General features: G+C 60.1%; 26 protein-coding genes. 7 read left to right on the top strand and 19 right to left on the bottom strand.

What is annotated here, in order from left to right; all coding sequences use genetic code 11:
* Positions 1–785 precede the first annotated feature (785 nt).
* Both VSQ83_RS21470 and VSQ83_RS21465 read left to right on the top strand, forming a co-directional pair.
* Positions 786–1,550 (top strand): SDR family oxidoreductase, encoded by a 765-nt coding sequence (locus VSQ83_RS21470; RefSeq protein ID WP_326427487.1) that lies wholly within the window; start codon positions 786–788, stop codon positions 1,548–1,550.
* Positions 1,551–1,623: 73 nt separating this feature from the next.
* Positions 1,624–2,529 carry a cation diffusion facilitator family transporter gene (locus VSQ83_RS21465; protein ID WP_326427486.1) on the top strand — a complete coding sequence of 302 codons (906 nt, stop codon included), beginning with the start codon at positions 1,624–1,626 and terminating at the stop codon, positions 2,527–2,529.
* Positions 2,530–2,559: 30 nt separating this feature from the next.
* Here VSQ83_RS21465 and VSQ83_RS21460 read toward each other — a convergent pair whose 3' ends face one another.
* The 6 genes from VSQ83_RS21460 to VSQ83_RS21435 form a co-directional block, all read right to left on the bottom strand.
* Positions 2,560–3,696, bottom strand: coding sequence for an AGE family epimerase/isomerase (locus VSQ83_RS21460; RefSeq protein ID WP_219262117.1), 1,137 nt, complete (start codon positions 3,694–3,696; stop codon positions 2,560–2,562).
* Positions 3,697–3,838: 142 nt separating this feature from the next.
* A complete protein-coding gene (gene ureG / locus VSQ83_RS21455; RefSeq protein WP_133078726.1) occupies positions 3,839–4,447 on the bottom strand; it encodes an urease accessory protein UreG in 609 nt (202 codons plus the stop codon).
* A gap of 9 nt (positions 4,448–4,456) precedes the next feature.
* A complete protein-coding gene (locus VSQ83_RS21450; RefSeq protein WP_326427484.1) occupies positions 4,457–5,131 on the bottom strand; it encodes an urease accessory protein UreF in 675 nt (224 codons plus the stop codon).
* A complete protein-coding gene (gene ureE / locus VSQ83_RS21445; protein ID WP_326427482.1) occupies positions 5,128–5,628 on the bottom strand; it encodes an urease accessory protein UreE in 501 nt (166 codons plus the stop codon). The genes VSQ83_RS21450 and ureE overlap by 4 nt, the downstream gene beginning before the upstream one ends.
* 161 nt (positions 5,629–5,789) lie before the next feature.
* On the bottom strand, positions 5,790–6,422 hold the full coding sequence (locus VSQ83_RS21440) for a TetR family transcriptional regulator (RefSeq protein ID WP_046809184.1): 633 nt from the start codon (positions 6,420–6,422) through the stop codon (positions 5,790–5,792).
* Between the two features lie 180 nt (positions 6,423–6,602).
* Complete coding sequence (locus VSQ83_RS21435) at positions 6,603–6,875, bottom strand: hypothetical protein (RefSeq protein ID WP_133078729.1); 273 nt, start codon at positions 6,873–6,875, stop codon at positions 6,603–6,605.
* 254 nt (positions 6,876–7,129) lie between these two features.
* On the opposite strand from VSQ83_RS21435, the gene VSQ83_RS21430 reads away from it, so the two are divergent.
* Positions 7,130–9,196, top strand: a complete 2,067-nt coding sequence (locus VSQ83_RS21430) for an AsmA family protein (protein WP_326427481.1) — start codon at positions 7,130–7,132, stop codon at positions 9,194–9,196.
* A gap of 117 nt (positions 9,197–9,313) precedes the next feature.
* Here the strand turns inward: VSQ83_RS21430 and VSQ83_RS21425 are convergent, their stop codons facing one another.
* Positions 9,314–10,189: a DMT family transporter gene (locus VSQ83_RS21425; RefSeq protein WP_133078731.1), complete on the bottom strand. Its 876-nt coding sequence runs from the start codon at positions 10,187–10,189 to the stop codon at positions 9,314–9,316.
* 160 nt (positions 10,190–10,349) lie between these two features.
* Between VSQ83_RS21425 and VSQ83_RS21420 the strand changes: the two genes are divergently transcribed.
* Positions 10,350–10,631, top strand: a complete 282-nt coding sequence (locus VSQ83_RS21420; protein ID WP_133078732.1) for a PsiF family protein — start codon at positions 10,350–10,352, stop codon at positions 10,629–10,631.
* A 187-nt stretch (positions 10,632–10,818) separates the two neighbouring features.
* Positions 10,819–11,829, top strand: coding sequence for an AI-2E family transporter (locus tag VSQ83_RS21415; RefSeq protein ID WP_133078733.1), 1,011 nt, complete (start codon positions 10,819–10,821; stop codon positions 11,827–11,829).
* Between the two features lie 48 nt (positions 11,830–11,877).
* Here the strand turns inward: VSQ83_RS21415 and VSQ83_RS21410 are convergent, their stop codons facing one another.
* Complete coding sequence (locus VSQ83_RS21410) at positions 11,878–13,143, bottom strand: Hsp70 family protein (RefSeq protein WP_133078734.1); 1,266 nt, start codon at positions 13,141–13,143, stop codon at positions 11,878–11,880.
* Positions 13,144–13,445: 302 nt separating this feature from the next.
* Here VSQ83_RS21410 and cbpA point away from each other — a divergent pair, with 302 nt between their 5' ends.
* Both cbpA and VSQ83_RS21400 read left to right on the top strand, forming a co-directional pair.
* Positions 13,446–14,357 (top strand): curved DNA-binding protein, encoded by a 912-nt coding sequence (gene cbpA / locus VSQ83_RS21405; protein WP_133078735.1) that lies wholly within the window; start codon positions 13,446–13,448, stop codon positions 14,355–14,357.
* Between the two features lie 2 nt (positions 14,358–14,359).
* Positions 14,360–14,665: a chaperone modulator CbpM gene (locus VSQ83_RS21400; protein ID WP_133078736.1), complete on the top strand. Its 306-nt coding sequence runs from the start codon at positions 14,360–14,362 to the stop codon at positions 14,663–14,665.
* Between the two features lie 124 nt (positions 14,666–14,789).
* Here VSQ83_RS21400 and VSQ83_RS21395 read toward each other — a convergent pair whose 3' ends face one another.
* From VSQ83_RS21395 to urtB, 11 genes are all read right to left on the bottom strand, one after another.
* Positions 14,790–15,923 (bottom strand): sensor histidine kinase, encoded by a 1,134-nt coding sequence (locus tag VSQ83_RS21395; RefSeq protein WP_219262784.1) that lies wholly within the window; start codon positions 15,921–15,923, stop codon positions 14,790–14,792.
* A 104-nt stretch (positions 15,924–16,027) separates the two neighbouring features.
* Positions 16,028–17,728, bottom strand: a complete 1,701-nt coding sequence (ureC, locus tag VSQ83_RS21390; protein ID WP_133078738.1) for an urease subunit alpha — start codon at positions 17,726–17,728, stop codon at positions 16,028–16,030.
* Positions 17,729–17,840: 112 nt separating this feature from the next.
* Positions 17,841–18,161 carry an urease subunit beta gene (locus VSQ83_RS21385; RefSeq protein ID WP_133078739.1) on the bottom strand — a complete coding sequence of 107 codons (321 nt, stop codon included), beginning with the start codon at positions 18,159–18,161 and terminating at the stop codon, positions 17,841–17,843.
* Positions 18,158–18,691, bottom strand: a complete 534-nt coding sequence (locus tag VSQ83_RS21380) for a GNAT family N-acetyltransferase (RefSeq protein ID WP_133078740.1) — start codon at positions 18,689–18,691, stop codon at positions 18,158–18,160. The genes VSQ83_RS21385 and VSQ83_RS21380 overlap by 4 nt, the downstream gene beginning before the upstream one ends.
* Positions 18,688–19,221 carry a GNAT family N-acetyltransferase gene (locus VSQ83_RS21375; protein WP_219262785.1) on the bottom strand — a complete coding sequence of 178 codons (534 nt, stop codon included), beginning with the start codon at positions 19,219–19,221 and terminating at the stop codon, positions 18,688–18,690. The genes VSQ83_RS21380 and VSQ83_RS21375 overlap by 4 nt, the downstream gene beginning before the upstream one ends.
* 9 nt (positions 19,222–19,230) lie before the next feature.
* The gene (ureA, locus tag VSQ83_RS21370) at positions 19,231–19,533 is read right to left on the bottom strand and encodes an urease subunit gamma (RefSeq protein ID WP_133078742.1); all 303 of its coding nucleotides are present in this window, start codon (positions 19,531–19,533) and stop codon (positions 19,231–19,233) included.
* 52 nt (positions 19,534–19,585) lie between these two features.
* On the bottom strand, positions 19,586–20,425 hold the full coding sequence (locus VSQ83_RS21365; RefSeq protein ID WP_133078743.1) for an urease accessory protein UreD: 840 nt from the start codon (positions 20,423–20,425) through the stop codon (positions 19,586–19,588).
* Positions 20,426–20,457: 32 nt separating this feature from the next.
* On the bottom strand, positions 20,458–21,156 hold the full coding sequence (gene urtE / locus VSQ83_RS21360; RefSeq protein WP_133078744.1) for an urea ABC transporter ATP-binding subunit UrtE: 699 nt from the start codon (positions 21,154–21,156) through the stop codon (positions 20,458–20,460).
* A 140-nt stretch (positions 21,157–21,296) separates the two neighbouring features.
* The gene (gene urtD, locus VSQ83_RS21355) at positions 21,297–22,142 is read right to left on the bottom strand and encodes an urea ABC transporter ATP-binding protein UrtD (RefSeq protein WP_219262786.1); all 846 of its coding nucleotides are present in this window, start codon (positions 22,140–22,142) and stop codon (positions 21,297–21,299) included.
* Entirely contained in the window at positions 22,139–23,218 is a 1,080-nt protein-coding gene (urtC, locus tag VSQ83_RS21350) for an urea ABC transporter permease subunit UrtC (RefSeq protein WP_326427480.1), read from the bottom strand. The genes urtD and urtC overlap by 4 nt, the downstream gene beginning before the upstream one ends.
* Positions 23,218–24,720 (bottom strand): urea ABC transporter permease subunit UrtB, encoded by a 1,503-nt coding sequence (urtB, locus tag VSQ83_RS21345; protein ID WP_326427479.1) that lies wholly within the window; start codon positions 24,718–24,720, stop codon positions 23,218–23,220. The genes urtC and urtB overlap by 1 nt, the downstream gene beginning before the upstream one ends.
* Positions 24,721–24,796: the final 76 nt, after the last annotated feature.

Genomic DNA, 24,796 nt, shown 5'->3' with positions numbered 1-24,796 from the left:
GCTGCGAGCTTTTGATTCCGCCGGCACGATCAAGAGGCTCGCAGCCTTCGTTCCTCGGCAGCGACTACGGGGGGTGAGAGTGTCTCTTTGTCAGACAATTTCCTTCCCGTACAACCCCCGCCCCAAATTGTGGAAAACAATATTTCAACTCTGTGAAACCGCGACATAAAGCCGCTGTAATCCCCTGTTTTGTCATCATTTTGACTTGTCCCCGTTTGCTGTGGAGGTGGCTGTGGGTAACGTGGGAGTAGTTGGCTGTAGGCCTTTATTTACAAGGCCTGTAGAGATGTGGTTGTTTTTTGATCAGTGCTTTTTGCCTGGCTCCCCAGGTGATTTGTCAACAGGTTTGTTTGGTCATAAAGAGCGACCGGAAATAATGACTAACCTGTGGATAAGTCTGTGGTTAAACTCTGGAAAGAATGCGCTAGGCGGTGTAATTACTGGCCTCTGGCTATCTGCAGGGTTTCCCTGGGTTGCACCTTTTTGGGGCGCCTGCATGTGGGGCGTGTCCAGGTCAAGTCAAAAACACCTTTTCCTGTGCTCTATCCCTTGTGGACTGTGGCTTTGAGTATTTTCGACTTACACCCAAAGACTGTGGACGGGCCTGTGGATAAGGTGAGTGCATATGGCTCCAGCCCTTATGCACAGTGGCTTATCGGCGACTGATCGTTTTTTGTACAGCTTCGGCCTGAATGCGCGATGGGTTGCCGCTGAACGTCAGCCGGGGCATTCTGCTCAACGTCCAATTCAACGGCGGCCGATGCCCGCCAGCCAAGGAGAACACGATGACTTCCACCCTGTTTATTACGGGCGCGACTTCCGGATTTGGTGAGGCGTGTGCGCGCAAGTTTGCACAAGCAGGCTGGAAACTGGTGCTGACGGGTCGGCGCGAAGATCGATTGAAAGCCCTGTGCGAAGAGTTGTCCAAGCAGACCGAGGTCCACGGCCTGGTGGTGGACGTGCGTGACCGTGTCGCGATGGAAGCCGCGATTGCCGATCTGCCGCCTTCGTTCAACAAGTTGCGCGGGCTTATCAACAATGCGGGCCTGGCCCTGGGCACCGACCCGGCGCCCAAGTGTGACCTCGACGACTGGGAAACCATGGTCGACACCAACATCAAGGGCCTGCTCTACACCACCCGCCTGCTGCTGCCACGACTGATCGCCTACGGCCGCGGTGCCGGGATCGTCAACCTGGGTTCCATCGCCGGCAGCTACCCGTACCCTGGCAGCCACGTGTATGGCGGCACCAAGGCCTTCGTCAAACAGTTCTCCCTGAACCTGCGTTGCGACTTGCAGGGCACGGGTGTGCGGGTCAGCAACGTAGAGCCAGGCCTGTGCGAGAGCGAGTTCTCCATGGTGCGCTTCGGTGGCGACAAGGAACGTTACGATGCGACCTATCAGGGTGCTGAGCCGATTCAGCCCCAGGACATCGCCGAGACCATTTTCTGGGTGCTCAACACCCCGGCCCACATCAACATCAACCGCCTTGAGCTGATGCCCGTCACGCAGTCCTGGAGCGGTTTTGCGATCGAGCGCCACGCCAAGTAGTAAACTCACGCCTGGCAGCCCACCTGCGACCTCCTGAGGGGGTCGCATTCAATCGGGCTGAAAAGGAGTTTTTGTGAGTAACCGTGGTGAGCAGAAACTGCTCAAACAATCGACTGTATTAATGTTCGCGGTGGCCATTGCGGGCATTGCGACGGGTTTTATTTCGGGTTCTGAATCCATCATGTTCGATGGATTCTTCTCTTTGATCGCCACCTTTATCAAAGTACTGATGCTGATTACGGCGCAGCTGATCGCCAAGGAAAGCAACCAGCGTTTCCAGTTCGGCTTCTGGCACCTGGAGCCCATGGTGCTGCTGATCGAAGGCAGCTTCCTGTTGTTGATTGCGATCTATGCCTTTCTGAACGGTGTGTTCGGCATCATCAATGGCGGGCGCGACATCGAGCTGGGGATGGTGATTGTCTACGCAGCGGTGTTTACCGTGATCGAATTTGCGTACTACTTCTGGGTGCGGCGCAAAAACCGCAAGCTCAAGTCCACCCTGATCCAGTTCGACAACATCAGCTGGCTGGTGGACGCCATGCTGTCGGTGGGGCTGTTGATAAGTTTCGTCACGGCGCTGGTGCTCAAGCAGCAGGGTTATGCACAGTGGGCGGCCTACGTTGACCCGGCGATCCTGATTTTGCTGGCCCTGAGCATGCTGGCCCCGGCGTTCAAGATCCTCAAGCCGGCCTTGCGTGACGTCCTGGGGATAGCCCCGGACAGACTCGACGACAAGGTACGCGACGTGCTCGAAGACATGTCGGCACGCCATGGGTTTGAAGGCTACAAAACCTACGTGCAGAAGCATGGACGGGCGCGGTTTATCGAGATTCATATTGTGCTGCCAGCGGGTTATCCACTGACCAGCGTGAAGACACTCGATGCGTTGCGCGAAGAAATATCCGAACTACTGGGGGCTGCTGACAGTGCCCGCTGGCTGACCATCAGCTTTACCGGGGATCGCAAGTGGATTGCGTAACCCAAGGCCAGTGAGTTTTTGTGGGAGGCGTCAGTTATTAAAGTACTGCGCCAACCCGCTGTAGCACGTCGCCAGGTGATACGGCGTGGTCGACGGCATGTCTTCGCGGCTGACATTCCCTGCGCCATCCCGGCATTCGTACCAGCCACCGGCATGTAAAAAGTGCTGTTGCAGCGCCAGCAACTGGCGTTGCAGACGTGGCTGGCTGTCGGAGCGCAAGGTCAGGGCACGCAGGTATTCGGCTTGCGCCCAGATGCGCTGGGTGCCATCACGCAGGCTGCCATCGGGGGCCAGCATGCCGCAGACCGCGCCACTCTGCGGGTCGACGCCCACCTGCTCGGCAAAGCCGAAAGCACGATCCAGTGACCCGTGCAGCGGTGTCTGGCGCAGCAGTGGTGAAGACTGCAGCAAAAAGAACCACTCAAACTGATGGCCCGGCTCAAACCAGTTATCCACAGCCCCGCGCGGTTTTTCGAGCATGACGTTATGCACAGGCTCGATAAAGCGCTGCTGCATGGCATCGGCGAGTGCGAGCAGTGCGCCATGCACGGGAGCATCGTCGCGCACCGACAGGGTGGCCAGAAAGGCTTCAGCCAAGTGCATCAACGGGTTTTGCAGGGGGCCGGTGTTCAGTGAAGTCCAGTCGCGATCCAGGCTGGCTTCGTACAGGCCGTTGCCATCACTGAAGCGTTCGGCCACCACCTCCAGCGCCCCATTGAGCGCCGACTCCACCAGCGGCTCGCGCACTTTGGCCCAGTAATGGGCGCACGCGAAGATGATAAAGGCGTGGGTGTAGAGGTCTTTGCGTTGATCCAGCGGCGCGCCGTCAGGGTCGATGCTGTAGAACCAGCCACCGTGTTCGGCATCGTGAAAATGCTGGTGCAGCGAGCGGAACAGCGCCGCGGCGCGCTCAGTGGCGTCGGGGAAAGCCGGGTCATCGATCAGGCTGGCGAACAGGTACAGTTGCCGCGCACAGGCCATGGCGCGATAGCGCTGGGGTGGCAGCGGCCGATGTTCAGGGCTGAGTGCCTCGTATGGCAGCGCCAGTTCGGCATTCCAGCCGGGGCCTTGCCAGAGCGGCACAATGACCTGGCGAAAATGCTGCTGAACGGCCGCAAACGTGGCGGTCAGTTCTAGCGGGAAGTCGGAGCTGGCTACATCAGGCATCGGCGGGCGTCGTCACGGCTGGGGCGTTTGCGCGACATGATACACCGTGATTCCCTGGATGATCTCAACTCTGAATACGCGAGTGTAAATGTGGGAGCGGGCTTGCTCGCGATGCCATCGCGAGCAAGCCCGCTCCCACGGGTCAAACCAATAAACCCTGACGCTCGATAAACGCCACGATGGCATCCAGGCCAAGCCCGGTCTTTTGGTTGCTGAACACAAACGGCTTTTCGCCGCGCATGCGCCGCGTGTCGCTGTCCATCAGTTCCAGCGAGGCGCCCACCAGTGGCGCCAGGTCGATCTTGTTGATCACCAGCAAGTCGGATTTACAGATCCCCGGTCCCCCCTTGCGTGGCAATTTGTCCCCGGCGGACACGTCGATCACGTAGATCGTCAGGTCGGACAGTTCCGGGCTGAAGGTGGCCGACAAGTTATCCCCACCCGATTCCACCAGAATCAGGTCCAGCCCCGGAAAACGGCGGTTCAACTGATCCACGGCTTCCAGGTTGATCGACGCATCTTCACGAATCGCCGTGTGCGGGCAGCCACCGGTTTCAACCCCGATAATGCGCTCCGGGGCCAGCGCCTCATTGCGCACCAGAAAGTCGGCATCTTCACGGGTATAGATATCGTTGGTGACGACGGCCAGGTTGTACTTATCGCGCAACGCCAGGCACAGGGCCAGGGTGAGTGCGGTTTTGCCGGAGCCCACCGGGCCACCGATGCCAACACGCAAAGGCTGTGTGTTCATTACATTCTCCTAGGAACGAAACAGGCGGCTGTACTGGCGCTCGTGGGCCATGCTCGCCAACGACAGGCCGAAAGCGGCGCTGCCCAAGTGGGATGAGTCGAGGGTGCTGGCGTGTTGCTGTGCCTGTTGCAGGGCGGGCGACAACTCACTGGTCATGCGTTGGGCCGCTTGCTGGCCCAGTGGCAGGGTTTTCATCAGTACCGCCAGTTGGTTTTCCAGCCAGCTCCAGAACCAGGCGGCCAGCGCGTCTGAAGGACTGATGCTCCAGGCGCGTGCAGCCAATGCCCAGCCAAGCGCCAGATGTGGCTCACGCTGTTGTGCGAGAAACAACCGTGCGGGCTCGTCCAGTTCCGGCAAACCGGTGAGCAACTGTTGCAAGGAATAGCCCATTTGCCGGCTTTCCTGATGCAGTTCGCGGGTTTCACGGCTGGCGCGCTGTTCATCGCACAGCCGCTGCAAGGTGTTCCAGTCCTGGTCGGCCGCCGCCTGGCAATGGGCGAGCAGCAACGGCGCTTCGAAGCGGGCCAGATTGAGCAGCAATTGATCGCTGATCCAGCGCGCGGCCGTCACAGGATCAGTGACACGGCCATTCTCGACGGCCATTTCCAGCCCTTGGGAATAGCTGTAGCCACCGATGGGCAGTTGCGGGCTGGCCAAGCGCAACAGCGCCCAGGCCGGATTCACAGGCGAACGCCAAATTGATGCAGGCGCGGCGCGTAGTTGAAGTCTTCTTCACCCGCACGGGAGTGATGATGGCCGCCGCCATAGGCGCCGTGTTCCGGTTGAAATGGCGCTTCAATGGCCTCGGTGTGTGCACCCAATTGCTCCAGCATGGCCTTGAGCACATAGTCATCGAGCAGGCGCAACCAGCCATCACCCACTTGCAGGGCAACATGGCGGTTGCCCAGGTGATAAGCCGCACGGGTCAGTTCAAAGGCATCGCGGCAGGTGACATGCAGCAGTTTTTCCGGGCTGGCGCACACGCGTACGATTCGTCCGTCCTGGGCCTGGAGAAATTCGCCGTCATTCAAGGGCGCCTGGCCGCGGTCAAGAAACAGTCCCACGTCTTCGCCACTGCTGCTGAAACAGCGCAGGCGGCTTTTGCTCCGGGCTTCGAAGTTGAGGTGTAGCTCGTCGCTCCACACGGGGTGGGGCTGGATTCTGCGATGAATCACCAACATCGGAAGGCATCCTGCAATTGACATTACCCAAGCCAGAGCAAGGGGCTTGCCAACCCGGGTGACGGGTGCAAATACAGGCCCAAAAAGGGTGCAGGACGATGAGGGTGTTCCAAGCGGGTGCGCAGGGGGTGCGAAGGCGCACCAACACAGTGCGCCAACGATTACTCCGTGCTGCCCAAACCTTTCCAGTGCTTGAGCCCGATAAAGATAAATCGCAGCTGCTGGCTGATTTTGGCCTGGGGTTGCAGGTGATCGGGCAGGGTGTCAGCAGGCGGATCGATCACGTCGGGCAGGGCGGCAAACACGCTTTTGACCACCAGATCGGCGATCACGGTCAGGCCGGCATGGTCCAGGTGCTGCAACTTGGGCTTGGAGCCAAGATCTGCTGCCAGGTCCGACGTGATGTCTTCACGCAGTGCGCCAATGGCCTGGCGAACCGGTTGGGAACCGCCGTACTGCTCGCGGGCCAAAAACAGAAACTGCGAGCGATTGGCCTCTACCACGTCGAGAAAGATGCGCACCGACGCGTTGATCACGCCGCCCATGAACAGTTCGTTGTGGCGCACCAGGCGAATAGTTTCGCGAAAGGTCTGGCCGACTTCACTGACCAGTGCCAGGCCCAACTGGTCCATGTCGCTGAAGTGACGATAAAAACCGGTAGGCACGATGCCCGCCGTTTTTGCGACTTCGCGCAGGCTCAGGCTGCCAAAGCCGCGGCCCGATTCCATCAAGTGGCGGGCAGCATCCATCAACGCAAGGCGGGTTTGTTGCTTCTGTTCGGCGCGGGGCAGCATCGGGGCTGGTATTCCAGACAAGTACAGCGGCGCACTCTAGCAAATCGGCTTTGATGGCGTCGAACGGTGTGCTGCACAAAGTGTGGGGGCGGGCTCGCTCGCGATGCAGGCGGCGTGTTCTATCGGGCTATCGACGGGGATGTTGTTGCGAGCAGGCCCGCTCCCACACAAACAGATGACTCAGCTTGCACGTTGATTGCGCTCGGCCAGACGATCAGCGCCACCTTCGGCGACAAACTGATTGCTTGGGGTGCGATCGTAGCCATCTTCAGCGACGCGATTTTGCTGATCCAGGGTACGTTGCGCGCCATCTTCAGCCACCGGGTTGAGGGGTTGGCTCAACGTGCTCGATGCAGGTTGTACCATTGGGGTTGGCTCGTCGTCGGCTGGCAGGGCAAAAGCGTTGACGGCGAAAAGTGAAAGGGTAAGGCCAAGCAGTAATGGGCGTTTCATGGTGTGTGCTCCGTAGCAGTGCAACTAAGTAGGTGTTGTGGCAATGCTACGCTTGGCTACCGGATATCAAAGTTCATACGGGCAATGGTGATAATCGACAGAATTGATTGTTCAGATTCGGGGGCTCTAGCCTGAGGCTTCCGAGGTTTTTTACACGAAAGTCGTACCGGGGTTAAACCTTCAGACGTCTTTGCCAGTCGTACATTTAGAGGCGTCGTAACTGGGACGTTGAGTCGAATTCAAGGAGCCGCGACATGACGCGCACCCGTAAAACCCTTGCCTGGACAGGCGGTATTCTCGTGCTGTTGGTGGCCGTGCTGGTGGTGATTCTCGCTACCTTCGACTGGAACCGCATCAAGCCGACCCTCAACACCAAAGTGTCCGAAATCCTTCATCGCCCGTTTGCCATCAACGGTGATCTGGCCGTGCGCTGGCAGCGTGAAGAGGACGAGGGCGGGTGGCGCGCCTGGGTGCCCTGGCCCCATGTGATTGCCCAAGACCTGACCCTGGGCAACCCCGAATGGTCGAAAACGGCGCAAATGGCCAGCCTCAAGAAAGTCGAGCTGCGCCTGTCGCCGCTGGCACTGCTGACCCAAACGGTGGATATCCCGCGCATCAACCTGACCGAGCCCAGCGCCAACCTTGAGCGTCTGGCCGATGGCCGGGCGAACTGGAACTTCACGTTCGACCCCAAGGACCCGAACGCCGAACCGTCAGCGTGGACCGTTGATATAGGCGCCATCGGCTTCGACAAGGGCCACGTGACGTTAAATGACCAAACCCTCAAAGCCCGACTGGATGTGCTGATCGATCCACTGGGCAAGCCTATTCCCTTCAGGGAAATCGTTGGCGAAGCGGACGCGAAAAAGGCCCTGGAGAAAGGTGGCCAGGCGCAAGACTATGCTTTCGCCCTCAAGGTCAAAGGCCAGTACCACGACCAGAAACTCAACGGTACGGGCAAGATTGGCGGCCTGCTGGCCTTGCAGGACGCGACCAGGCCTTTCCCGCTGCAAGCCCAGGTCAGCATTGCCGATACACAGGTGGCGCTGGCCGGGACCTTGACCGATCCGCTGAATCTGGGGGCGCTGAACCTGCGCCTGAAGCTGGCCGGTACCAGCCTGAGCAACCTCTATCCGTTGACCGGCGTGACCTTGCCGGATTCACCGCCGTACTCGACCGACGGGCATTTGATCGCCCAATTGCGTGAGCCCGGTGGAGCCACCTTCAGCTATGAAAACTTCAACGGCAAAATCGGTAGCAGTGATATTCACGGCGACCTGAAATACGTGGCCAGCCAGCCGCGGCCAAAGCTGTCTGGCAAGCTGGTGTCCAACCAACTGCTGATGGCTGACCTGGCTCCTTTGATCGGCGCCGACTCCAACACCCAGCAAAAGGCCCGGGGCGGTGAAAGCAAGCAGCCAGCGGGTAAAGTGCTGCCGGTCGAAGAATTTCGCACCGAGCGCTGGCGCGACATGGACGCCGACGTTGAACTCACCGGCAAGCGCATCGTGCAGAGCGCCGAGTTGCCGTTTACCGACCTGTTCACCCATCTGGTACTCAATGACGGCGAGCTGAGCCTTGAGCCGCTGCGCTTTGGCGTGGCGGGCGGCAAGCTGGATGCGCAGATCCGCCTCAATGGTCGTGCGACGCCGTTGAAAGGCAGCGCCAAATTGACGGCGCGCAACTTCAAGCTCAAGCAGCTGTTTCCCACGTTTGAACCGATGAAGACCAGCTTCGGTGAACTCAATGGCGATGCCACGATTGCCGGGACCGGCAACTCGGTGGCCAAGTTGTTGGGTACTGCCAATGGTGATTTGAAAATGATCATCAATGATGGCGCCATCAGTCGCAGCCTGATGGAGATAGCTGGCTTGAACGTGGGCAACTACGTGGTGGGCAAGATTTTTGGCGACGAAGACGTCAAAATCAACTGCGCGGCAGCGGACTTCGGGATCAAGAGCGGTCTGGCCAGCTCCCGGCTGTTTGTGTTCGATACCGAGAACGCGATTATCTACATCGATGGTACGGTCAACTTCGCCACCGAGCAGCTCGACTTGAAAATCACCCCTGAGTCCAAGGGCCTGCGCTTGTTTTCGCTGCGTTCACCGCTGTATGTGCGCGGTACCTTCGCCAACCCCTCGGCGGGCGTGCAAGCCGTACCGTTGCTGTTGCGCGGTGCCGGCATGGTGGCGCTGGGCGTGATTGCAGGCCCGGCGGCAGGGTTGCTGGCATTGGTTGCGCCAAGTGGCGGCGAACCCAACCAGTGCGCGCCACTGCTGCAGCAAATGCAGCAGGGCAAAGTGCCGAAAACGGTGAAATAAGCCCTGCAGAACGGATGTAGCCGCTGCCACCGCAAGGCCGTTGCCTTGAATGCCAAAGAGGGCCGCTGCGCTGCCCATCGCAGCCTGCGGCAGCGGCGACAGGTTGAGACAGAGCGATCAGGCTTTGCGAAGTGGCGTAGTCCACCGTTCCGACAGAATCACACCGCCCAGGGTCAGTGCGCCGCCAATCAGGTGGTAGGCATGCAATTGCTCTTTCAACACCACGGCAGCAATCAGTGCCGTAATCAACGGCAACAGATTGAAAAACAGCGTGGTGCGACTCGGGCCCAGGGTGGCGACGGCTTTCATCCAGGCCAAGGGCGCGATCATCGACGCCAGCACACAGGCGTAGAGCACCAGTCCCATGTTGTGAACGGTCGGGCCGACCTTGGGGGAGGCCAGGTACAGCGGGAACAGCACCACAATCGCCACGAGCACCTGCATGTACAGCATCTGCAGTGGCGGCAGGCGCAGCTGCCATTTTTTCAGCAGCGTGCTGTAAATCGCGTAGGCCAGGGTGGCGACCAGCATCATCGCGTCGCCCAGGTTCAGGCCATGATCGAGCAAGGCCGCGAGACTGCCGCTCGACACCACCACCAGTACCCCGACAAACGACACAATGGCGCCCACCAATGCTCCGGCCGTCAGGCGCTGGCCCAGGCTGATGATCGACATCGCAAGCACCATCAATGGCATCAGCGACAGGATAATGCCCATATTGGTGGCCGAGGTCCGGGCTGCCGCGTAGTAGGCCAGGCTTTGGTAAATCGCCATGCCAAGCACGCCGAGGACGAAGATCTTGCCCAGGTTCGCACGGATGACAGGCCAGTTGGCCATGACCGGTTTGAGCATAAAGGGCGTGAACAGCAGGCCGGCCAGCAGCCAGCGGTAAAAGCCGATTTCGGAGGGGAAGATTGCGCCCACTGCCAACTTGTTAATCACGGTATTGCCGGCCCAGATAAAAATGGCCAGTAGCGGGTAAGCGTATTGCATCAGGACAACCACACGATTAATAAGCAGCGATTATCCACTGTCAGCCAGCAAGTCGCGATGTTTGAGCGCCAGAGGGTGCAACGGATAACGATGTAACAGAGTTTGTCTACACTTCAGTGAATTGCGCTGCCACTTGGCGCGTCAACAAGGAGAAAACTCCATGAAGATGTTGCGTGTTCCTCTGCTGCTGATCGGTCTGCTGCTGTGCTCCCAGGGTTTTGCGGCCACTGCCCAGCAGAACAAAATGACCACCTGTAACGCTGACGCCAGTGCCAAAGCCCTCAAGGGTGATGAGCGCAAAGCCTTTATGAGCACCTGCCTCAAAGCCAAACCGGCCACGCAGCAAGACAAAATGAAAACCTGCAACGCCACCGCCGGTACCCAGGACCTCAAGGGCGATGCGCGCAAAGCCTTCATGAGTGATTGCCTGAAGAAAAAATAAAGCCTGCCTGTGTAGTCGCTGAGGAGCGGAGCGAGGCTGCGATCGAGGACTGCATTTACGACGACTACGTCGCCGATCGCAGCCTCGCTCCGCTCCTCAGCGGCTACAAGGGGTGTGTAAATTCTAGTGCTCCCCGCCGAAGGCTGGCAGACTGCCTTTCCTTTCACGCTGTCAGTTTTGAGGCTGTATGCCATCGTTTTCTCAGCGTCACATCGTGTTGGCCAGCTACATCATCATTGCTGGCGGCTTGCTACTGGTCTTTCCGTTGCGTTTGTTGCCCAGCCTGCTGGCAGGGTTGTTGGTGTTCGAACTGGTCAACATGCTCACCCCCCAACTGCAGCGCCTGATTGCCGGGCGTCGTGCGCGGTGGCTGGCAGTGGCGTTGCTGGGCACGCTGATTGTCAGTGTGCTGGCGCTGATTTTTGCCGGAGCCATCAGCTTTTTGCTGCATGAAGCCGAAAACCCTGGGGCATCACTCAACAAATTCATGGCCGTGGTTGACCGGGCTCGGGGTCAATTGCCGCCGTTTCTGGACAGTTACCTGCCTGCCAGCGCTGCCGAGTTTCGGATTGCCATCGGGCAGTGGATGAACAAGCACCTCAGCGATCTGCAACTGGTGGGCAAAGACGCGGCACACATGTTCGTGACCCTGCTGATCGGCATGGTGCTGGGGGCCATCATGGCCTTGCAGACCATTCCCGATATCAGCCGTCGCAAGCCGCTGTCTGCCGCGCTGTTCGAGCGTCTGCACCTGCTGGTACAGGCGTTTCGCAATATCGTGTTCGCGCAGATCAAGATTGCGCTGCTCAACACCGCGTTTACCGGAGTCTTTCTGGCTGTGATCCTGCCGCTGCTTGGCGTTCACTTGCCGCTGACCAAAACCCTGATCGTGCTGACCTTCCTGCTGGGCTTGCTGCCGGTGATCGGCAACCTGATCTCCAACACGCTGATCACCATAGTCGGCTTGTCGCTGTCGATCTGGGTGGCGGTGGGTGCGTTGGGCTACCTGATCGTTATCCACAAGCTGGAGTACTTTCTCAACGCCAGAATTGTGGGCGGGCAGATCAGCGCCAAATCGTGGGAATTGCTGCTGGCGATGCTGGTATTCGAGGCCGCCTTCGGCCTGCCGGGTGTGGTGGCCGGGCCGATTTACTATGCGTACCTGAAGAGTGAGTTGAAGCAGGTGGGGCTGGTTTAACAGCTCACCCCAACCCTCTCCCGGCGGGAGAGGGTTGGGGTGAGGGTATTAGCCGTAACGCTTTTTAGCTTCAATCGCCAAACCGCTGCCGATGCTGCCGAAGATGTTGCCTTCAACGTGTCGGGCATTGGGCAGCATGGCCGCTACGCTCTGGCGCAATGCCGGAATGCCGCTCGAACCCCCGGTGAAGAACACTGTATCCACCTGCTCGACACCCACGCCTGCACTGGTGAGCAGGTTGGTCACGCTGTTGCGGATGCGCTCCAGCTGATTGTCGATGGCGGCTTCGAACATCCCGCGGCTCAAGTCCACGCTCAGTCCCGCTTCAACCCGATCCAGCGGCAAGTGACGGCTGTCGTTGTGGGTCAACTGGATCTTGGTTTCTTCGATTTCCATCGCCAGCCAGTGACCGGCACGCTGCTCGATCAGCTTGAACAGACGGTCGATGCCACCGGTGTCTTCAATGTCGTAGCGCATGCTGCCCAGGGCCAACTGGGATTTTTGCGAGTACACCGAGTTGATGGTGTGCCAGGTCGCCAGGTTCATGTGGTGGCTGGTGGGCATGTAGGCCCCGCTTTTCATGCGGCTGCCGTAGCCGAAAAGCGGCATCACGCCTTGCAGGCTCAGTTGTTTGTCGAAGTCGGTCCCGCCCACGTGCACACCGCCGGTGGCGAGGATATCGTCCTGGCGGTTGTCCATGCCACGACGCTCGGGCGACAGACGCACCAGCGAGAAGTCGGAGGTACCGCCACCGATGTCGACGATCAGTACCAGCTCTTCGCGTTCGATAGTGGACTCATAGTCGAATGCCGCCGCGATCGGTTCGTACTGGAAGGACACTTCCTTGAACCCGATGGCACGGGCCACGTCGGTCAGGGTGTTTTCGGCTTCCTGGTCGGCCAGGGGATCGTCATCGACGAAAAAAACCGGGCGTCCCAGCACCACTTCTTCAAATTCTCGACCGGCGGTCGCTTCGGCGCGTTTTTTAAGCTGAGCGATAAACAGCCCCAGCAAGTCCTTGAACGGCATCGCCGTGCCCAGAACGCTGGTGTCGTGCTTGATCAGCTTGGAGCCCAGCAGGCTCTTGAGCGAGCGCATCAGGCGGCCTTCGTAGCCTTCCAGGTACTCATGCAGCGCCAGACGGCCATACACCGGGCGGCGTTCTTCAATATTGAAGAACACCACTGAGGGCAGGGTGATCTTGTCGTCCTCCAGCGCGATGAGGGTTTCCACGCCTGGGCGAAGCCAGCCGACGGTGGAGTTGGACGTGCCGAAGTCGATACCGCAGGCACGTGCTGGAGAGGCGCTTTTCATGTCTTTCATGTTCCGGTTAAAAAACGGCCGCGCAGTGTATGTCAGACCGCTGAAGAATCGAAGGGCGACGATTCGCTAATTCGTAGGTTTTAATCCACTTGAAAGACTATCCTTCACCCCCAAACTTCCAGACATTGGCTTGGTAGTTGTCAGGCGATTGAGTGAAGCCCGTAGGCTGCCGATAAACTTTTGCAGCGGCGTTCCGTCACATGATTGAGACCGGTCAATCGACAGGCCGGTCAGCCAGAGCATTCTGGGTGACCTGGAACGGCGCGATATTGATAACGGATGGTGATCCTTACATGGACTTCAAAGACTATTACAAGATCCTGGGTGTCGAGCCCACGGCTGACGACAAGGCGATCAAGACCGCCTATCGCAAGCTGGCGCGCAAATATCACCCGGATGTCAGCAAGGAAAAGGACGCCGAGAGCAAGTTCAAGGACGTCAACGAAGCGTATGAAGCACTGAAAAGTGCCGAAAAACGCGCGGAATACGATGAGATTCGTCAGTACGGCCAGCATGGCCAGCCCTTCCAGGGGCCGCCGGGCTGGCAGGGTCATTCCAGTGGTGGTTTCGAGAACAACGGCGATTTTTCAGACTTTTTCAGCTCGATCTTCGGTTCGCGCGGCAATGGATTTGGTGGGCAATCGGGCCGCAGTGCGGGCCGTCGCGGGCAGGATGTAGAAATGGAATTGCCGATTTTTCTTGAAGAAACCCTGTCTGGTGAGTCGAAGCAGATCAGCTTCCAGATCGGCGATACCAGCAAGACCCTGAGCGTGAAAATTCCTGCCGGTGTGACCGACGGCGAACGCATCCGCCTTAAAGGGCAGGGCGCGCCGGGCATGGGCGGCGGAGCAAACGGTGATCTGTACCTGATCATCCGTTTTGCGCCGCACCCTAAATTCGATGTCGAAGGCCACGACCTGGTCATCACGGTGCCATTGGCCCCGTGGGAAGCTGCGCTGGGCACCAAGGTGGCGATACCTACCCTGACCAGCAAGGTGATGATGACCATTCGCCCTGACAGCCAGAGCGGTCAGCGCTTGCGCATCAAGGGCCACGGCCTGGCGGACAAGAAAGGCCAGCGAGGTGATTTGTATGCCCAATTGAAAGTGGTCATGCCCAAACAGACCGACGAGGCCACCAAAGCACTGTGGCAAGAACTCGCCGACAAAGCTGCATTTGACCCGAGAGAACAATGGAGTAACTGATCATGAGCAGCACCCTGATCGTTCAGCTGGACATGGAAAGGTTCTGCGAAGAGGCCAATATCCCGGCCACTTACGTGATAGAGATTGTCGAACACGGAATTATCGAACCTCAGGGCCGCACGCCTGACGTGTGGCGTTTTGAAGACTACGAATTGGTCATCGCCAGGCGTGCGGCCAAGCTGCGTGATGATCTGCACATAGAGTGGGAAGGCGTCGCCCTGGCGCTGGACCTGCTCGAAGAAGTGCAGCAGTTGCGGGCCGAAAACCAGCGGCTCAAGCAGCAGTTGGGGCGCTTTGTGACGCAATAGAAGCATGCCCACAGGCTTTGTGGGCGCTGGCTTGCCTGCGATGGTATCGGCGCGGTGTTCCTGTTGAACCGCGGCGACTGCATCGCGAGCAAGCCCGCTCCCACAGATTGTGTTTGCACATGGCTCAGGTGTTTCTAGGCAACACCACGGTAAACGTCGTGCCCTCGGCTTCGGTCGAGGTCACGTCGATGCTGCCCTTATGGGCGTCCACCACTTCCTTGATGATAAACAGGCCAAGCCCCAGGCTGGTCGACGTGCCCGGCTGGGTGATGTCTTCGCTCGGGCTGCGTACCAGCGGGTCGAACAGGGTGGCAATGGCGTCCTGGGCAATGGGCAGGCCAAGGTTGTGGACGCGCAAGGTCACGTCGCTCGCGTCCCCGCTCAGGCTCAACGTCACCTGGCCTTTGCGGGCACCGTGCTGCAGCGCATTGCCGATCAGGTTCTGAAGCAGCTGCCCCAGCCTGCGCGGATCCCAATGGCCTTGCACATCGCCTTCAACCTGCAGCCTCGGGGCGCGGTCGGGTTGCCCGGCACAGGCTTCGTCCAGCGCTGCCTGGCAGGCGACGGCCAAATCCATGGCCTTGGGTTCAATCGGCAGGTTGCTGCCCAGGCGGCTGCGCACAAACTCCAGCAGGTCATTGACCATCGTCCCCATATGGCGGGCACCATTCTTGATGGCCAGCACATAATTCAACGCATCGGCGTCGAGCCGGGCTTTGCGTTCCAGCATTTCAGTGGACATGCTCACCGCCTGCAGCGGTGCGCGCAGGTCATGGCCGAGGATGGCGAGGAAGATATCCCGCGAGCGGTTTACCTGTTCGGCGTAGGCCGCCGTTGACTCGGCCAGGGCCTGATCGATGGCCTCGTTGAAACGGATCATGTCCTGCATGTGCGAGAGGGCCGGGGCGTCGATGCTGGCGACCCACAGGCGGATCACGCAGGCGCGCAAATGGCGGAACTCCGAGGTCATCTGTACCAGATCAAACCCCACGGTATGGCGCAGTTCGCCATGGCTGGCGGCGGCTTCATCCAGGGCGGGGCTGGTCTCGGGGCCTTCGCCCTCGGCCTTGGCCTGCTGCTCGCTGGCCGTTTGTGCAGTGTTCATGTCCCGGGATGCGGCCAGCAGGATCTCCTTGGCATGGTCGCGCAACGCCAGGCTGGTCATGGAGTCGGCAGCCGGTGTGATGGTTTCGGCAAATTGCTCCCATTCATCGACGATACGATCAACATTGTGAACGATGAATTCAGATAGGCGCATGGCCACAAACCTTGCTGCAAGAGCGGCTGTATTGAAAGGTGACGCATCTTAACGCCAAAAGCAGCTTTTCAATACAACCGCCAATCCCCTGCAAACGCAGGGCATCAGAACAGAAAGTAGCGCTGTGCCATCGGCAACACATCAGCCGGTTCACACCACAGCAACACACCGTCGGCCTTGACCTGATAGGTCTGGGGGTCGACTTCGATCCTGGGCAAATAACCGTTGTGAATCAGGTCGGTTTTTTGCACATCACGGCAGCCCTTGACCACCGCGATTTGCTTTTGCAAACCCAGCGCTGCGGGTACGCCTGCGTCGAAAGCGGCCTGGCTGATAAAGGTCAGGCAGGTGGCATGGCGCGAGCCACCGTAGCTGGCGAACATCGGGCGGTAATGCACGGGTTGCGGGGTGGGGATGGAGGCGTTGGGATCACCCATCAGGCTTGCGGCAATGGCGCCACCCTTGAGGATCAGCGTGGGTTTGACCCCAAAAAACGCCGGGCGCCACAGCACCAGATCGGCCCACTTGCCCACCTCGATCGACCCCACTTCATGGCTCACGCCGTGGGTGATGGCCGGGTTGATGGTGTACTTGGCGATGTAGCGTTTGGCGCGGAAGTTATCGTTGCCCACGGCATCTTCGGGCAATGGGCCGCGCTGCTTCTTCATTTTGTCGGCGGTCTGCCAGGTGCGGGTGATCACTTCGCCCACCCGGCCCATCGCCTGGCTGTCGGAGCTGATCATCGAGAACGCGCCCAGGTCATGGAGGATGTCTTCGGCGGCAATGGTTTCACGGCGGATACGGCTTTCGGCGAAGGCCACGTCCTCGGCGATGCTCGGGTCGAGGTGATGGCACACCATCAACATGTCGAGGTGTTCGTCGATGGTGTTGCGGGTAAAGGGCCGGGTCGGGTTGGTGGAGCTGGGCAGCACATTGACCAGGCCGCAGGCCTTGATGATGTCCGGCGCATGGCCTCCACCGGCCCCTTCGGTGTGATAGGTGTGGATGGTGCGGCCCTTGAAGGCGGCGAGGGTGGTTTCGACAAAGCCCGACTCGTTCAGGGTGTCGCTGTGAATCGCCACTTGCACGTCATACAGGTCGGCGACATTCAGGCAGTTGTCGATGGACGCGGGGGTGGTGCCCCAGTCTTCGTGCAGCTTGAGGCCGATGGCCCCGGCCTCGACCTGTTCGATCAGCGGTTGCGGCAGGCTGGCGTTGCCCTTGCCGGTAAAGCCCATGTTCATCGGGAACGAATCGGCGGCCTGGAGCATGCGCGCCATATGCCAGGGACCTGGGGTGCAGGTGGTGGCATTGGTGCCGGTGGCCGGGCCGGTGCCGCCGCCGATCATGGTGGTGACGCCGCTGTTGAGCGCTTCTTCGATCTGCTGCGGGCAGATGAAGTGGATATGGGTGTCGATACCGCCTGCGGTGAGGATCATGCCTTCGCCCGCGATCACTTCGGTGCTGGCGCCGATGGCAATGGTCACATTGGGCTGGATATCCGGGTTGCCGGCTTTGCCGATGGCGTGGATGCGACCGTTCTTGAGGCCCACATCGGCCTTGACGATGCCCCAGTGATCGATGATCAGTGCGTTGGTGATCAGGGTGTCGACCACCTCGCTGGCGAGCAGCTGACTTTGGCCCATACCGTCGCGAATCACTTTGCCGCCGCCAAACTTCACTTCTTCGCCATAGGTGGTGAAGTCCTGCTCGACCTCGACCCACAGCTCGGTATCGGCCAAACGAACCTTGTCACCTACGGTGGGGCCGAACATGTCGGCGTAGGCCTGACGGGATATTTTCATGGTCGGTTCCTGTGTGTGATTCACTTTGTAGTCGCTGCCGAAGGCTGCGAGCAGATGTGTAAGGGTCGGGGAAACGGGTTGCGGTGCAACCCTTCGCAGCCTGCGGCAGCGATTACAGCGTGGCGTTGTCCAGATTGCCCATCACCCGCCCGGCAAAGCCGAACACCCGGCGCAACCCGGCCAGTTCCACCAGTTCCACTTCACGGGTTTGCCCCGGCTCGAATCGCACCGCCGTGCCCGCCGGGATGTTCAGGCGCATGCCGCGGCTGTCACCCCGGTCAAAGATCAGGGCGTCGTTGGTTTCGAAAAAGTGATAGTGCGAGCCCACCTGGATCGGCCGGTCGCCACGGTTTGACACGCTCAGGCTCAGGGTGCGCCGGCCCACGTTCAGTTCGATCTCGCCCGCCTCGATGTGGTATTGGCCCGGAATCATTGCGGCTCACTCAAGGTTTTGAAGTAGATGGCCGTCGGGCTGTAATGGCCGCTGGGGCTTTGGCAGTAGTTGGGCAGTTCGCCGACGCGGGTGTAACCCAGGGCACTGTAGAAGTTTTCGGCCGGTGAGCCCGCTTCGGTGTCCAGGTGCAGCAAGCCACGCTTGAGTTCCCGTGCACCTTGTTCCAGCGCGTGGATCAGCACCTGGCCCAGCCCGCGGCGCCGCACTTCGTTGAGCACCAGCAACTTTTGGACTTCGGCGCGGTTCAGGCCGTTGGCCTTTTGGCACAGGATCAGTTGCACGCTGGCCAGCACGCGCTGGTCTTCAACCAGTACCCACAACAGCAGATTGCCTTGCTCCAGTTGGGCGTGAACTTCATTGAAGTAGCGGCTGGCCTGGGGCAGGTCGAGGTCGTTCATGAACCCCACCGATGCGCCGTGTTTGACGGCGTCGAGCAGCAGCACAATCAAGTCTTCACGGTAGTGGGCAAAATTCTGCGCCGTGACGCGCACCAGTTGTTCGGTCTTCATTGTGCGGGTTCCTTGGGGGGCAGTGCGCCGGGGTTGAGCATCAGTTGCATAAACGTCAGGTCGAGCCAGCGGCCGAACTTTATCCCCACCTGCGGCATGCGCCCGCTGGTGACAAAACCCAGTTGTTTGTGCACGTGGATCGAAGCCGCATTGGCGCTTTCGATGGCCGCCACCATGACGTGCTTGTCGCAGGCCCGGGCACGTTTGATCAGTTCGGCCAGCAACTGCGGGCCCAGGCGTTTGCCCCGTTGCTCGGGATGGACATACACCGAATGCTCCACCGTGTGGCGGAACCCTTCAAACGGACGCCAGTCGCCAAACGAGGCATAGCCCAGGGCGATGTTGGCGTCGTCGACAATCACCAGAACCGGATAGCCCTGGGCCTGGCGGGCGTTGAACCATTGCTGGCGGTTGTCCAGATCGACCGTCTGCTCATTCCAGATGGCGAGCGTGTTGAGCACCGCATCGTTGTAGATCTCGCGAATCGCCGGCAGGTCCGCCGCGACAGCATCACGAATGACGTAAGACATGGCGCGGCCTCAGGCGATGGGTTGATGGACAGTGACCAGTTTTGTGCCGTCCGGGAAGGTGGCCTCGACCTGGATGTCGGGGATCATTTCCGGGATGCCTTCCATCACCTGATCGCGGGTCAGCAGGGTGGTGCCGTAGTGCATCAGTTCGGCCACGGTGCGGCCATCGCGGGCGCCTTCGAGCAGGGCGGCCGAGATATAGGCGATGGTTTCCGGGTAATTGAGCATCACACCGCGGGCCAGTCGACGTTCCGCCAGCAGGCCAGCGGTGAAGATCAGCATCTTGTCTTTTTCGCGAGGGGTCAGGTCCATGATCGGGTCCGTGTTCGGCAGTTTAAAAATGTTGAGTGTGGGAGCGGGCGGCTCAAGTACTCCAGATCCTGGGGGCCAGCGCTTCTCGCCCCAGCAGCGCCGGACGCAACAGACGCCATAAATCAATCAGCCAGGCCCGTGCCTGCAAGGCTTCACCCGCCAGGCAGCGGGCTACCAGCAAACCCGGTAACTGGGTCAAGTCGCCGCGCACCGGATTGGGCAGCGAGCGACAGGTTTCCAGTAATTGGGCGCTGATCTCGCCCGTCACCAGCAACGTGGCAAACACCGGATTGCCGTCCAGGCCAATGGGCGAATCCAGCAGCCCGTCGCCGCCCACAATGCGCTGGCGCTCATGCCAGAGCAGTTGGCCGTCGCGGCGCAGATCCAGCCGCGACTGGAAGTGCCCGTGCTCGAAACGCTCGCCACTGGCCAGTCGACCCAGCGCCACCATGTCCCAGTAAAACAACCGGGCATCGCCCTCAAGTTCGATACGGGTCGAGAGTTCGGCCTGGGCCGCGCTGAAGACGATGGTTTCTTGTGGCAGCCATTCCAGAGTCGCGCCGGGTGCGACCTTCAATGTCAGGTTCTGACAGGCTGGCCCGGCAGCGCGATACCATTTGGCCGCACCGGGGCTGGTCAGTTGTGCCCAGGCATCCGGGCCGACGCTGGCACTGATGTTGAGTTGATCGCCACCGGCAATCCCGCCCGGTGGATGGACGATGATGTGCTGGCAAACCTGCGGCCCTTCGGCGTACAGGTGCTTTTGCACCCGCAACGGGCCGACATGACGACGCAGGGTAGGGCGCGTGCTGTCGCCAAAACGGCCATAGCCCAGCTCCAGCTCGGCGTGCCAGCTGGGGGTGAACAATGGAGCGTTGGCAGGCAGGTTCATATGTAGGACTTTTCACTAAATAGAGACGCAGATTAAATCGTTACCAGCCCGCGTACACCTTCTGTTTGCATATTTTCGCCACGGCCTTGCTGCACGATTTCGCCCCGTGACATCACCAGATACTGGTCAGCCAGTTCCTCGGCAAAATCATAAAACTGCTCCACCAGCAAAATCGCCATATCCCCCCGTGCGGCGAGCATTTTGATCACGGCCCCGATCTCCTTGATCACCGAAGGCTGGATGCCTTCAGTCGGCTCATCGAGGATCAGCAAGCGCGGACGGCTGGCCAGCGCGCGGCCAATGGCCAATTGTTGCTGCTGGCCACCGGACAAATCGCCGCCGCGTCGATGCTTCATTTGCAGCAATACCGGGAACAGCTCGTAGATAAACGCCGGAACCTCCCTGGCCTCGGAACCGGGGAACCGCGAGAGGCCCATGAGCAGGTTTTCCTCCACCGTCAGGCGCCCGAAAATCTCCCGGCCCTGGGGCACGTAAGCGATACCGGAGTGGACCCGCTGGTGGGGTTTGAGCGTGGTGATGGTTTTACCTTCCCACTGCACATCGCCTTCCTTGACCGGCAGCAAGCCCATCAGGCATTTGAGCAATGTGGTTTTGCCCACGCCATTGCGGCCCAGCAGGCAAGTGACCTCGCCGACTTTCACTTCAAACGACAGACCACGCAGGATGTGGCTGCCGCCGTAGTACTGATGCAGTTTCTGGACGTTTAGCATGTTGATTTCCTTTTTGAACTGCGCCGCTTCTGTAGCCGCTGCCGGAGGCTGCGATCGAGCGCGTAGCGGTCGCGCTCTTGAAATGGTTGAAGCCCCTTCGGGCCTTATCGCAGCCTTCGGCAGCGACTACAGGTAATCATTCAGCGGCCCAGATACACCTCGATGACCCGCTCATTCGCCTGAACCTGTTCCAGCGAGCCCTCGGCCAACACGCTGCCTTGGTGCAGCACGGTCACATGGTCGGCAATCGAGCCGACAAACCCCATGTCGTGTTCCACCACCATCAGCGAATGCTTGCCCGCCAGGCTCTTGAACAGTTCGGCGGTGAACTCGGTTTCGGCGTCGGTCATGCCCGCCACCGGTTCGTCGAGCAGCAACAGTTGCGGGTCTTGCATCAACAGCATGCCGATTTCCAGAAACTGCTTCTGGCCGTGGGACAACAACCCGGCAGGTCGATGGGCCGAGCCGCTCAGGCGGATGGTGTGCAGCACTTCGCCGATGCGGTCCTTCTGCTCGCCGCTCAGCGTTGCCCGCAGGCTGGCCCACACCGACTTGTCGGTCTTTTGCGCCAGCTCCAGGTTTTCAAACACGCTCAAGGCTTCGAACACCGTGGGCTTCTGGAACTTGCGCCCGATCCCGGCCTGGGCAATCTGCACTTCACTCATCTGGCGCAGGTCCAGGGTTTCGCCGAACCAGGCCTGCCCTTCGCTGGGCCGGGTCTTGCCGGTGATCACGTCCATCATGGTGGTCTTGCCCGCGCCATTGGGGCCGATGATGCAGCGCAATTCGCCAACGCCGATGTACAGGTTGAGGTTGTTCAGCGCTTTGAAGCCATCGAAGCTGACGCTGATGTCTTCCAGGGTCAGGATGGTGCCGTGGCGGGTGTTCAGGCCCGGTTCAACGCGCTGGCCAAAGCTGATGGCGTCACGGCTGCTGCCCGCGTCTTTGTTGGGGTCGAGGATGGGTTCGAGCATGACATTCCTCATTGGTCGGCCTTTTTCTTCAACAGGCCGATCACGCCTTTGGGCAGGTACAGGGTCACGATGATGAACAGCGCCCCCAGGAAGAACAGCCAGTATTCGGGGAAGGCCACGGTGAACCAGCTTTTCATGCCGTTGACCACGCCTGCACCCAGCAGCGGGCCGATCAGGGTGCCGCGTCCACCCAGGGCTACCCACACGGCGGCTTCGATGGAGTTGGTCGGCGACATTTCGCCGGGGTTGATGATGCCGACTTGCGGCACATACAAGGCACCGGCCAGACCGCACAGCACAGCGCTCAACACCCACACAAACAGCTTGAAGCCACGGGGGTCGTAGCCGCAGAACATCAGGCGGTTTTCCGCATCGCGCAGCGCGGTCAGTACGCGGCCAAACTTGCTGCGCGCCAGCCGCCAGCCGAGAAACAGACTGACCACCAGCAACAGCACCGTGGCGAAGAACAGCGCGGCACGGGTGCCGGGTTCGGTGATGCCAAAGCCCAGGATGCTGCGAAAGTTGGTGAAGCCGTTGTTGCCGCCAAACCCGGTTTCGTTGCGGAAAAACAGCAGCATCCCGGCGAAGGTCAGGGCCTGGGTCATGATCGAGAAATACACGCCCTTGATTCGCGAGCGGAAGGCGAAAAAGCCGAACACCAGTGCCAGCAAGCCGGGAGCCAGTACCACCAGGCACATGGCCCACCAGAAGTGTTCGGTGCCGACCCAGTACCAGGGCAGTTCAGTCCACGACAAAAAGGTCATGAAGGCGGGCAATTCATCGCCCGAGGCCTGGCGCATCAGGTACATGCCCATCGCGTAGCCACCCAGGGCGAAGAACAAACCGTGACCCAGGGACAGCAGCCCGGCGTAGCCCCAGACCAGATCCAGCGCCAGCGCGACAATGGCGTAGCAGAGGATCTTGCCCACCAGCGTGAGGGTGTAGGCCGAGACCTGAAACGGGCTGTCGGCAGGCAACAGGGAGAGCAGCGGCAAGGCCAGCAATACCAGCAGCACCAGGCCACCCACCAGGGTTGTAACGGTGGGCCCGGCTTTTTGTGCCGCAGTGACCATCAGAGGCTGATTCATCAGTCGATCACCCGTCCTTTAAGCGCGAAGAGCCCTTGCGGACGCTTCTGGATAAACAGAATGATCAGCCCCAGGATCAGGATTTTGCCCAGCACGGCGCCGATCTGCGGTTCAAGAATCTTGTTGGCGATGCCCAGGCCAAAGGCTGCGTAAACAGTGCCTGCCAGTTGCCCGACACCGCCCAGCACCACCACCAGGAACGAGTCGATGATGTAGCCCTGGCCCAGGTCCGGGCCGACGTTGCCGACCTGGCTCAAGGCCACGCCGCCGAGCCCGGCAATCCCCGAGCCGAGGCCGAAGGCGAGCATGTCCACGCGCCCGGTGGGTACGCCGCAGCAGGCGGCCATGTTGCGGTTCTGGGTGACGGCGCGAACATTGAGGCCCAGGCGGGTCTTGTTCAGCAGCAGCCAGGTCAGTACCACCACGGCCAATGCGAAGACGATGATCACCAGGCGGTTGTACGGCAGTACAAGGTTGGGCAGCACTTGCAGCCCGCCCGACAGCCATGCCGGGTTGGCCACTTCAACGTTTTGTGCACCGAACATGACGCGTACCAGCTGGATCAGGATCAGGCTGATGCCCCAGGTGGCGAGCAGGGTTTCCAGTGGACGGCCGTAGAGGTGACGAATGATCGTGCGCTCCAGCACCATGCCCACGGCAGCGGTGACAAAGAACGCGACCGGCAATGCCAGCAAGGGGTAGAACTCGATGGCGCCAGGAGCAAAGCGCTGGAACAGCAACTGCACGCAGTACGTGGAATAGGCACCGAGCATCAGCATCTCGCCGTGGGCCATATTGATCACCCCCAGCAGGCCGAAGGTAATGGCCAGTCCGAGTGCCGCCAGCAGCAGAATCGATCCCAGGGACAAGCCGCTAAACGCCTGCCCCAGCAGGTCGCCGATCAGCAGTTTGCGCTTGACCTGGGACAGGCTGGTTTCGGCTGCGGTGTGTACCGTGGCATCGGTTTCGACGCCAGGTTGCAGCAGGGTTTCAAGACGGGTGCGGGCCAGCGGTTCGCCGGTTTCTCCGAGCAGGCGCACGGCGGCCAGACGCACGGCAGGGTCGGGGTCGACCAGTTGCAGATTGGCCAGCGCCAGGCTCAGGGCGGTGTGTACATCGCTGTCGGTTTCGCCAGCCAGTTGCCGGTCGAGGAATGAGAGTTGTGCAGGGCTTGCGGATTTTTGCAGGTGTTGCGCCGCACTCAGGCGCAGCTTGGGATCGCTGGCAAGCAACTGATGGCTGGCCAATGCCGTGTCGATCAGCCCGCGCAGACGGTTGTTCAGGCGCAGGGTTTTGGACTGGCCGTCTACCGTGAGCTGACCTTGTTGCAGGCTGTTGATCAGTTCGACGCGGGCAGGGACGGGGTGCGCGGCCCAGCGTTCGAGCAGTTGGGCCTGCTGTGAATTGTTGGCAGCGGCGAAGTCGCTGGCGTCATCGGCCTGTGCGGCCAGGGGCAGCAACAGCAGTAGCGCGACGATAACGCGGTAAAGGGCAGTGGGCATAGTTATGGCCTTGCACAGATAGAAGCAATTCAACACACCTGTGGGAGCGGGCTTGCTCGCGATTCAGGCAACGCGG

The organism is Pseudomonas sp. DSV-1, assembly GCF_035830915.1.
Taxonomy (GTDB): Bacteria; Pseudomonadota; Gammaproteobacteria; order Pseudomonadales; family Pseudomonadaceae; genus Aquipseudomonas.
This window is presented reverse-complemented; position numbering and strand designations above follow the sequence as displayed.

Excerpts from the sequence above, each read along its gene's own strand:
- VSQ83_RS21470 (WP_326427487.1), top strand. The coding sequence starts at position 786 with ATGACTTCCACCCTGTTTATTACGGGCGCGACTTCCGGATTTGGTGAG.
- VSQ83_RS21460 (WP_219262117.1), bottom strand. The coding sequence starts at position 3,696 with ATGCCTGATGTAGCCAGCTCCGACTTCCCGCTAGAACTGACCGCCACG.
- ureG (WP_133078726.1), bottom strand. The coding sequence starts at position 4,447 with ATGAACACACAGCCTTTGCGTGTTGGCATCGGTGGCCCGGTGGGCTCC.
- ureE (WP_326427482.1), bottom strand. The coding sequence starts at position 5,628 with ATGTTGGTGATTCATCGCAGAATCCAGCCCCACCCCGTGTGGAGCGAC.
- VSQ83_RS21440 (WP_046809184.1), bottom strand. The coding sequence starts at position 6,422 with ATGCTGCCCCGCGCCGAACAGAAGCAACAAACCCGCCTTGCGTTGATG.
- VSQ83_RS21435 (WP_133078729.1), bottom strand. The coding sequence starts at position 6,875 with ATGAAACGCCCATTACTGCTTGGCCTTACCCTTTCACTTTTCGCCGTC.
- VSQ83_RS21430 (WP_326427481.1), top strand. The coding sequence starts at position 7,130 with ATGACGCGCACCCGTAAAACCCTTGCCTGGACAGGCGGTATTCTCGTG.
- VSQ83_RS21425 (WP_133078731.1), bottom strand. The coding sequence starts at position 10,189 with ATGCAATACGCTTACCCGCTACTGGCCATTTTTATCTGGGCCGGCAAT.
- VSQ83_RS21420 (WP_133078732.1), top strand. The coding sequence starts at position 10,350 with ATGAAGATGTTGCGTGTTCCTCTGCTGCTGATCGGTCTGCTGCTGTGC.
- VSQ83_RS21415 (WP_133078733.1), top strand. The coding sequence starts at position 10,819 with ATGCCATCGTTTTCTCAGCGTCACATCGTGTTGGCCAGCTACATCATC.
- VSQ83_RS21410 (WP_133078734.1), bottom strand. The coding sequence starts at position 13,143 with ATGAAAAGCGCCTCTCCAGCACGTGCCTGCGGTATCGACTTCGGCACG.
- cbpA (WP_133078735.1), top strand. The coding sequence starts at position 13,446 with ATGGACTTCAAAGACTATTACAAGATCCTGGGTGTCGAGCCCACGGCT.
- VSQ83_RS21400 (WP_133078736.1), top strand. The coding sequence starts at position 14,360 with ATGAGCAGCACCCTGATCGTTCAGCTGGACATGGAAAGGTTCTGCGAA.
- VSQ83_RS21395 (WP_219262784.1), bottom strand. The coding sequence starts at position 15,923 with ATGCGCCTATCTGAATTCATCGTTCACAATGTTGATCGTATCGTCGAT.
- ureC (WP_133078738.1), bottom strand. The coding sequence starts at position 17,728 with ATGAAAATATCCCGTCAGGCCTACGCCGACATGTTCGGCCCCACCGTA.
- VSQ83_RS21385 (WP_133078739.1), bottom strand. The coding sequence starts at position 18,161 with ATGATTCCGGGCCAATACCACATCGAGGCGGGCGAGATCGAACTGAAC.
- VSQ83_RS21380 (WP_133078740.1), bottom strand. The coding sequence starts at position 18,691 with ATGAAGACCGAACAACTGGTGCGCGTCACGGCGCAGAATTTTGCCCAC.
- VSQ83_RS21375 (WP_219262785.1), bottom strand. The coding sequence starts at position 19,221 with ATGTCTTACGTCATTCGTGATGCTGTCGCGGCGGACCTGCCGGCGATT.
- ureA (WP_133078742.1), bottom strand. The coding sequence starts at position 19,533 with ATGGACCTGACCCCTCGCGAAAAAGACAAGATGCTGATCTTCACCGCT.
- VSQ83_RS21365 (WP_133078743.1), bottom strand. The coding sequence starts at position 20,425 with ATGAACCTGCCTGCCAACGCTCCATTGTTCACCCCCAGCTGGCACGCC.
- urtE (WP_133078744.1), bottom strand. The coding sequence starts at position 21,156 with ATGCTAAACGTCCAGAAACTGCATCAGTACTACGGCGGCAGCCACATC.
- urtD (WP_219262786.1), bottom strand. The coding sequence starts at position 22,142 with ATGAGGAATGTCATGCTCGAACCCATCCTCGACCCCAACAAAGACGCG.
- urtC (WP_326427480.1), bottom strand. The coding sequence starts at position 23,218 with ATGAATCAGCCTCTGATGGTCACTGCGGCACAAAAAGCCGGGCCCACC.
- urtB (WP_326427479.1), bottom strand. The coding sequence starts at position 24,720 with ATGCCCACTGCCCTTTACCGCGTTATCGTCGCGCTACTGCTGTTGCTG.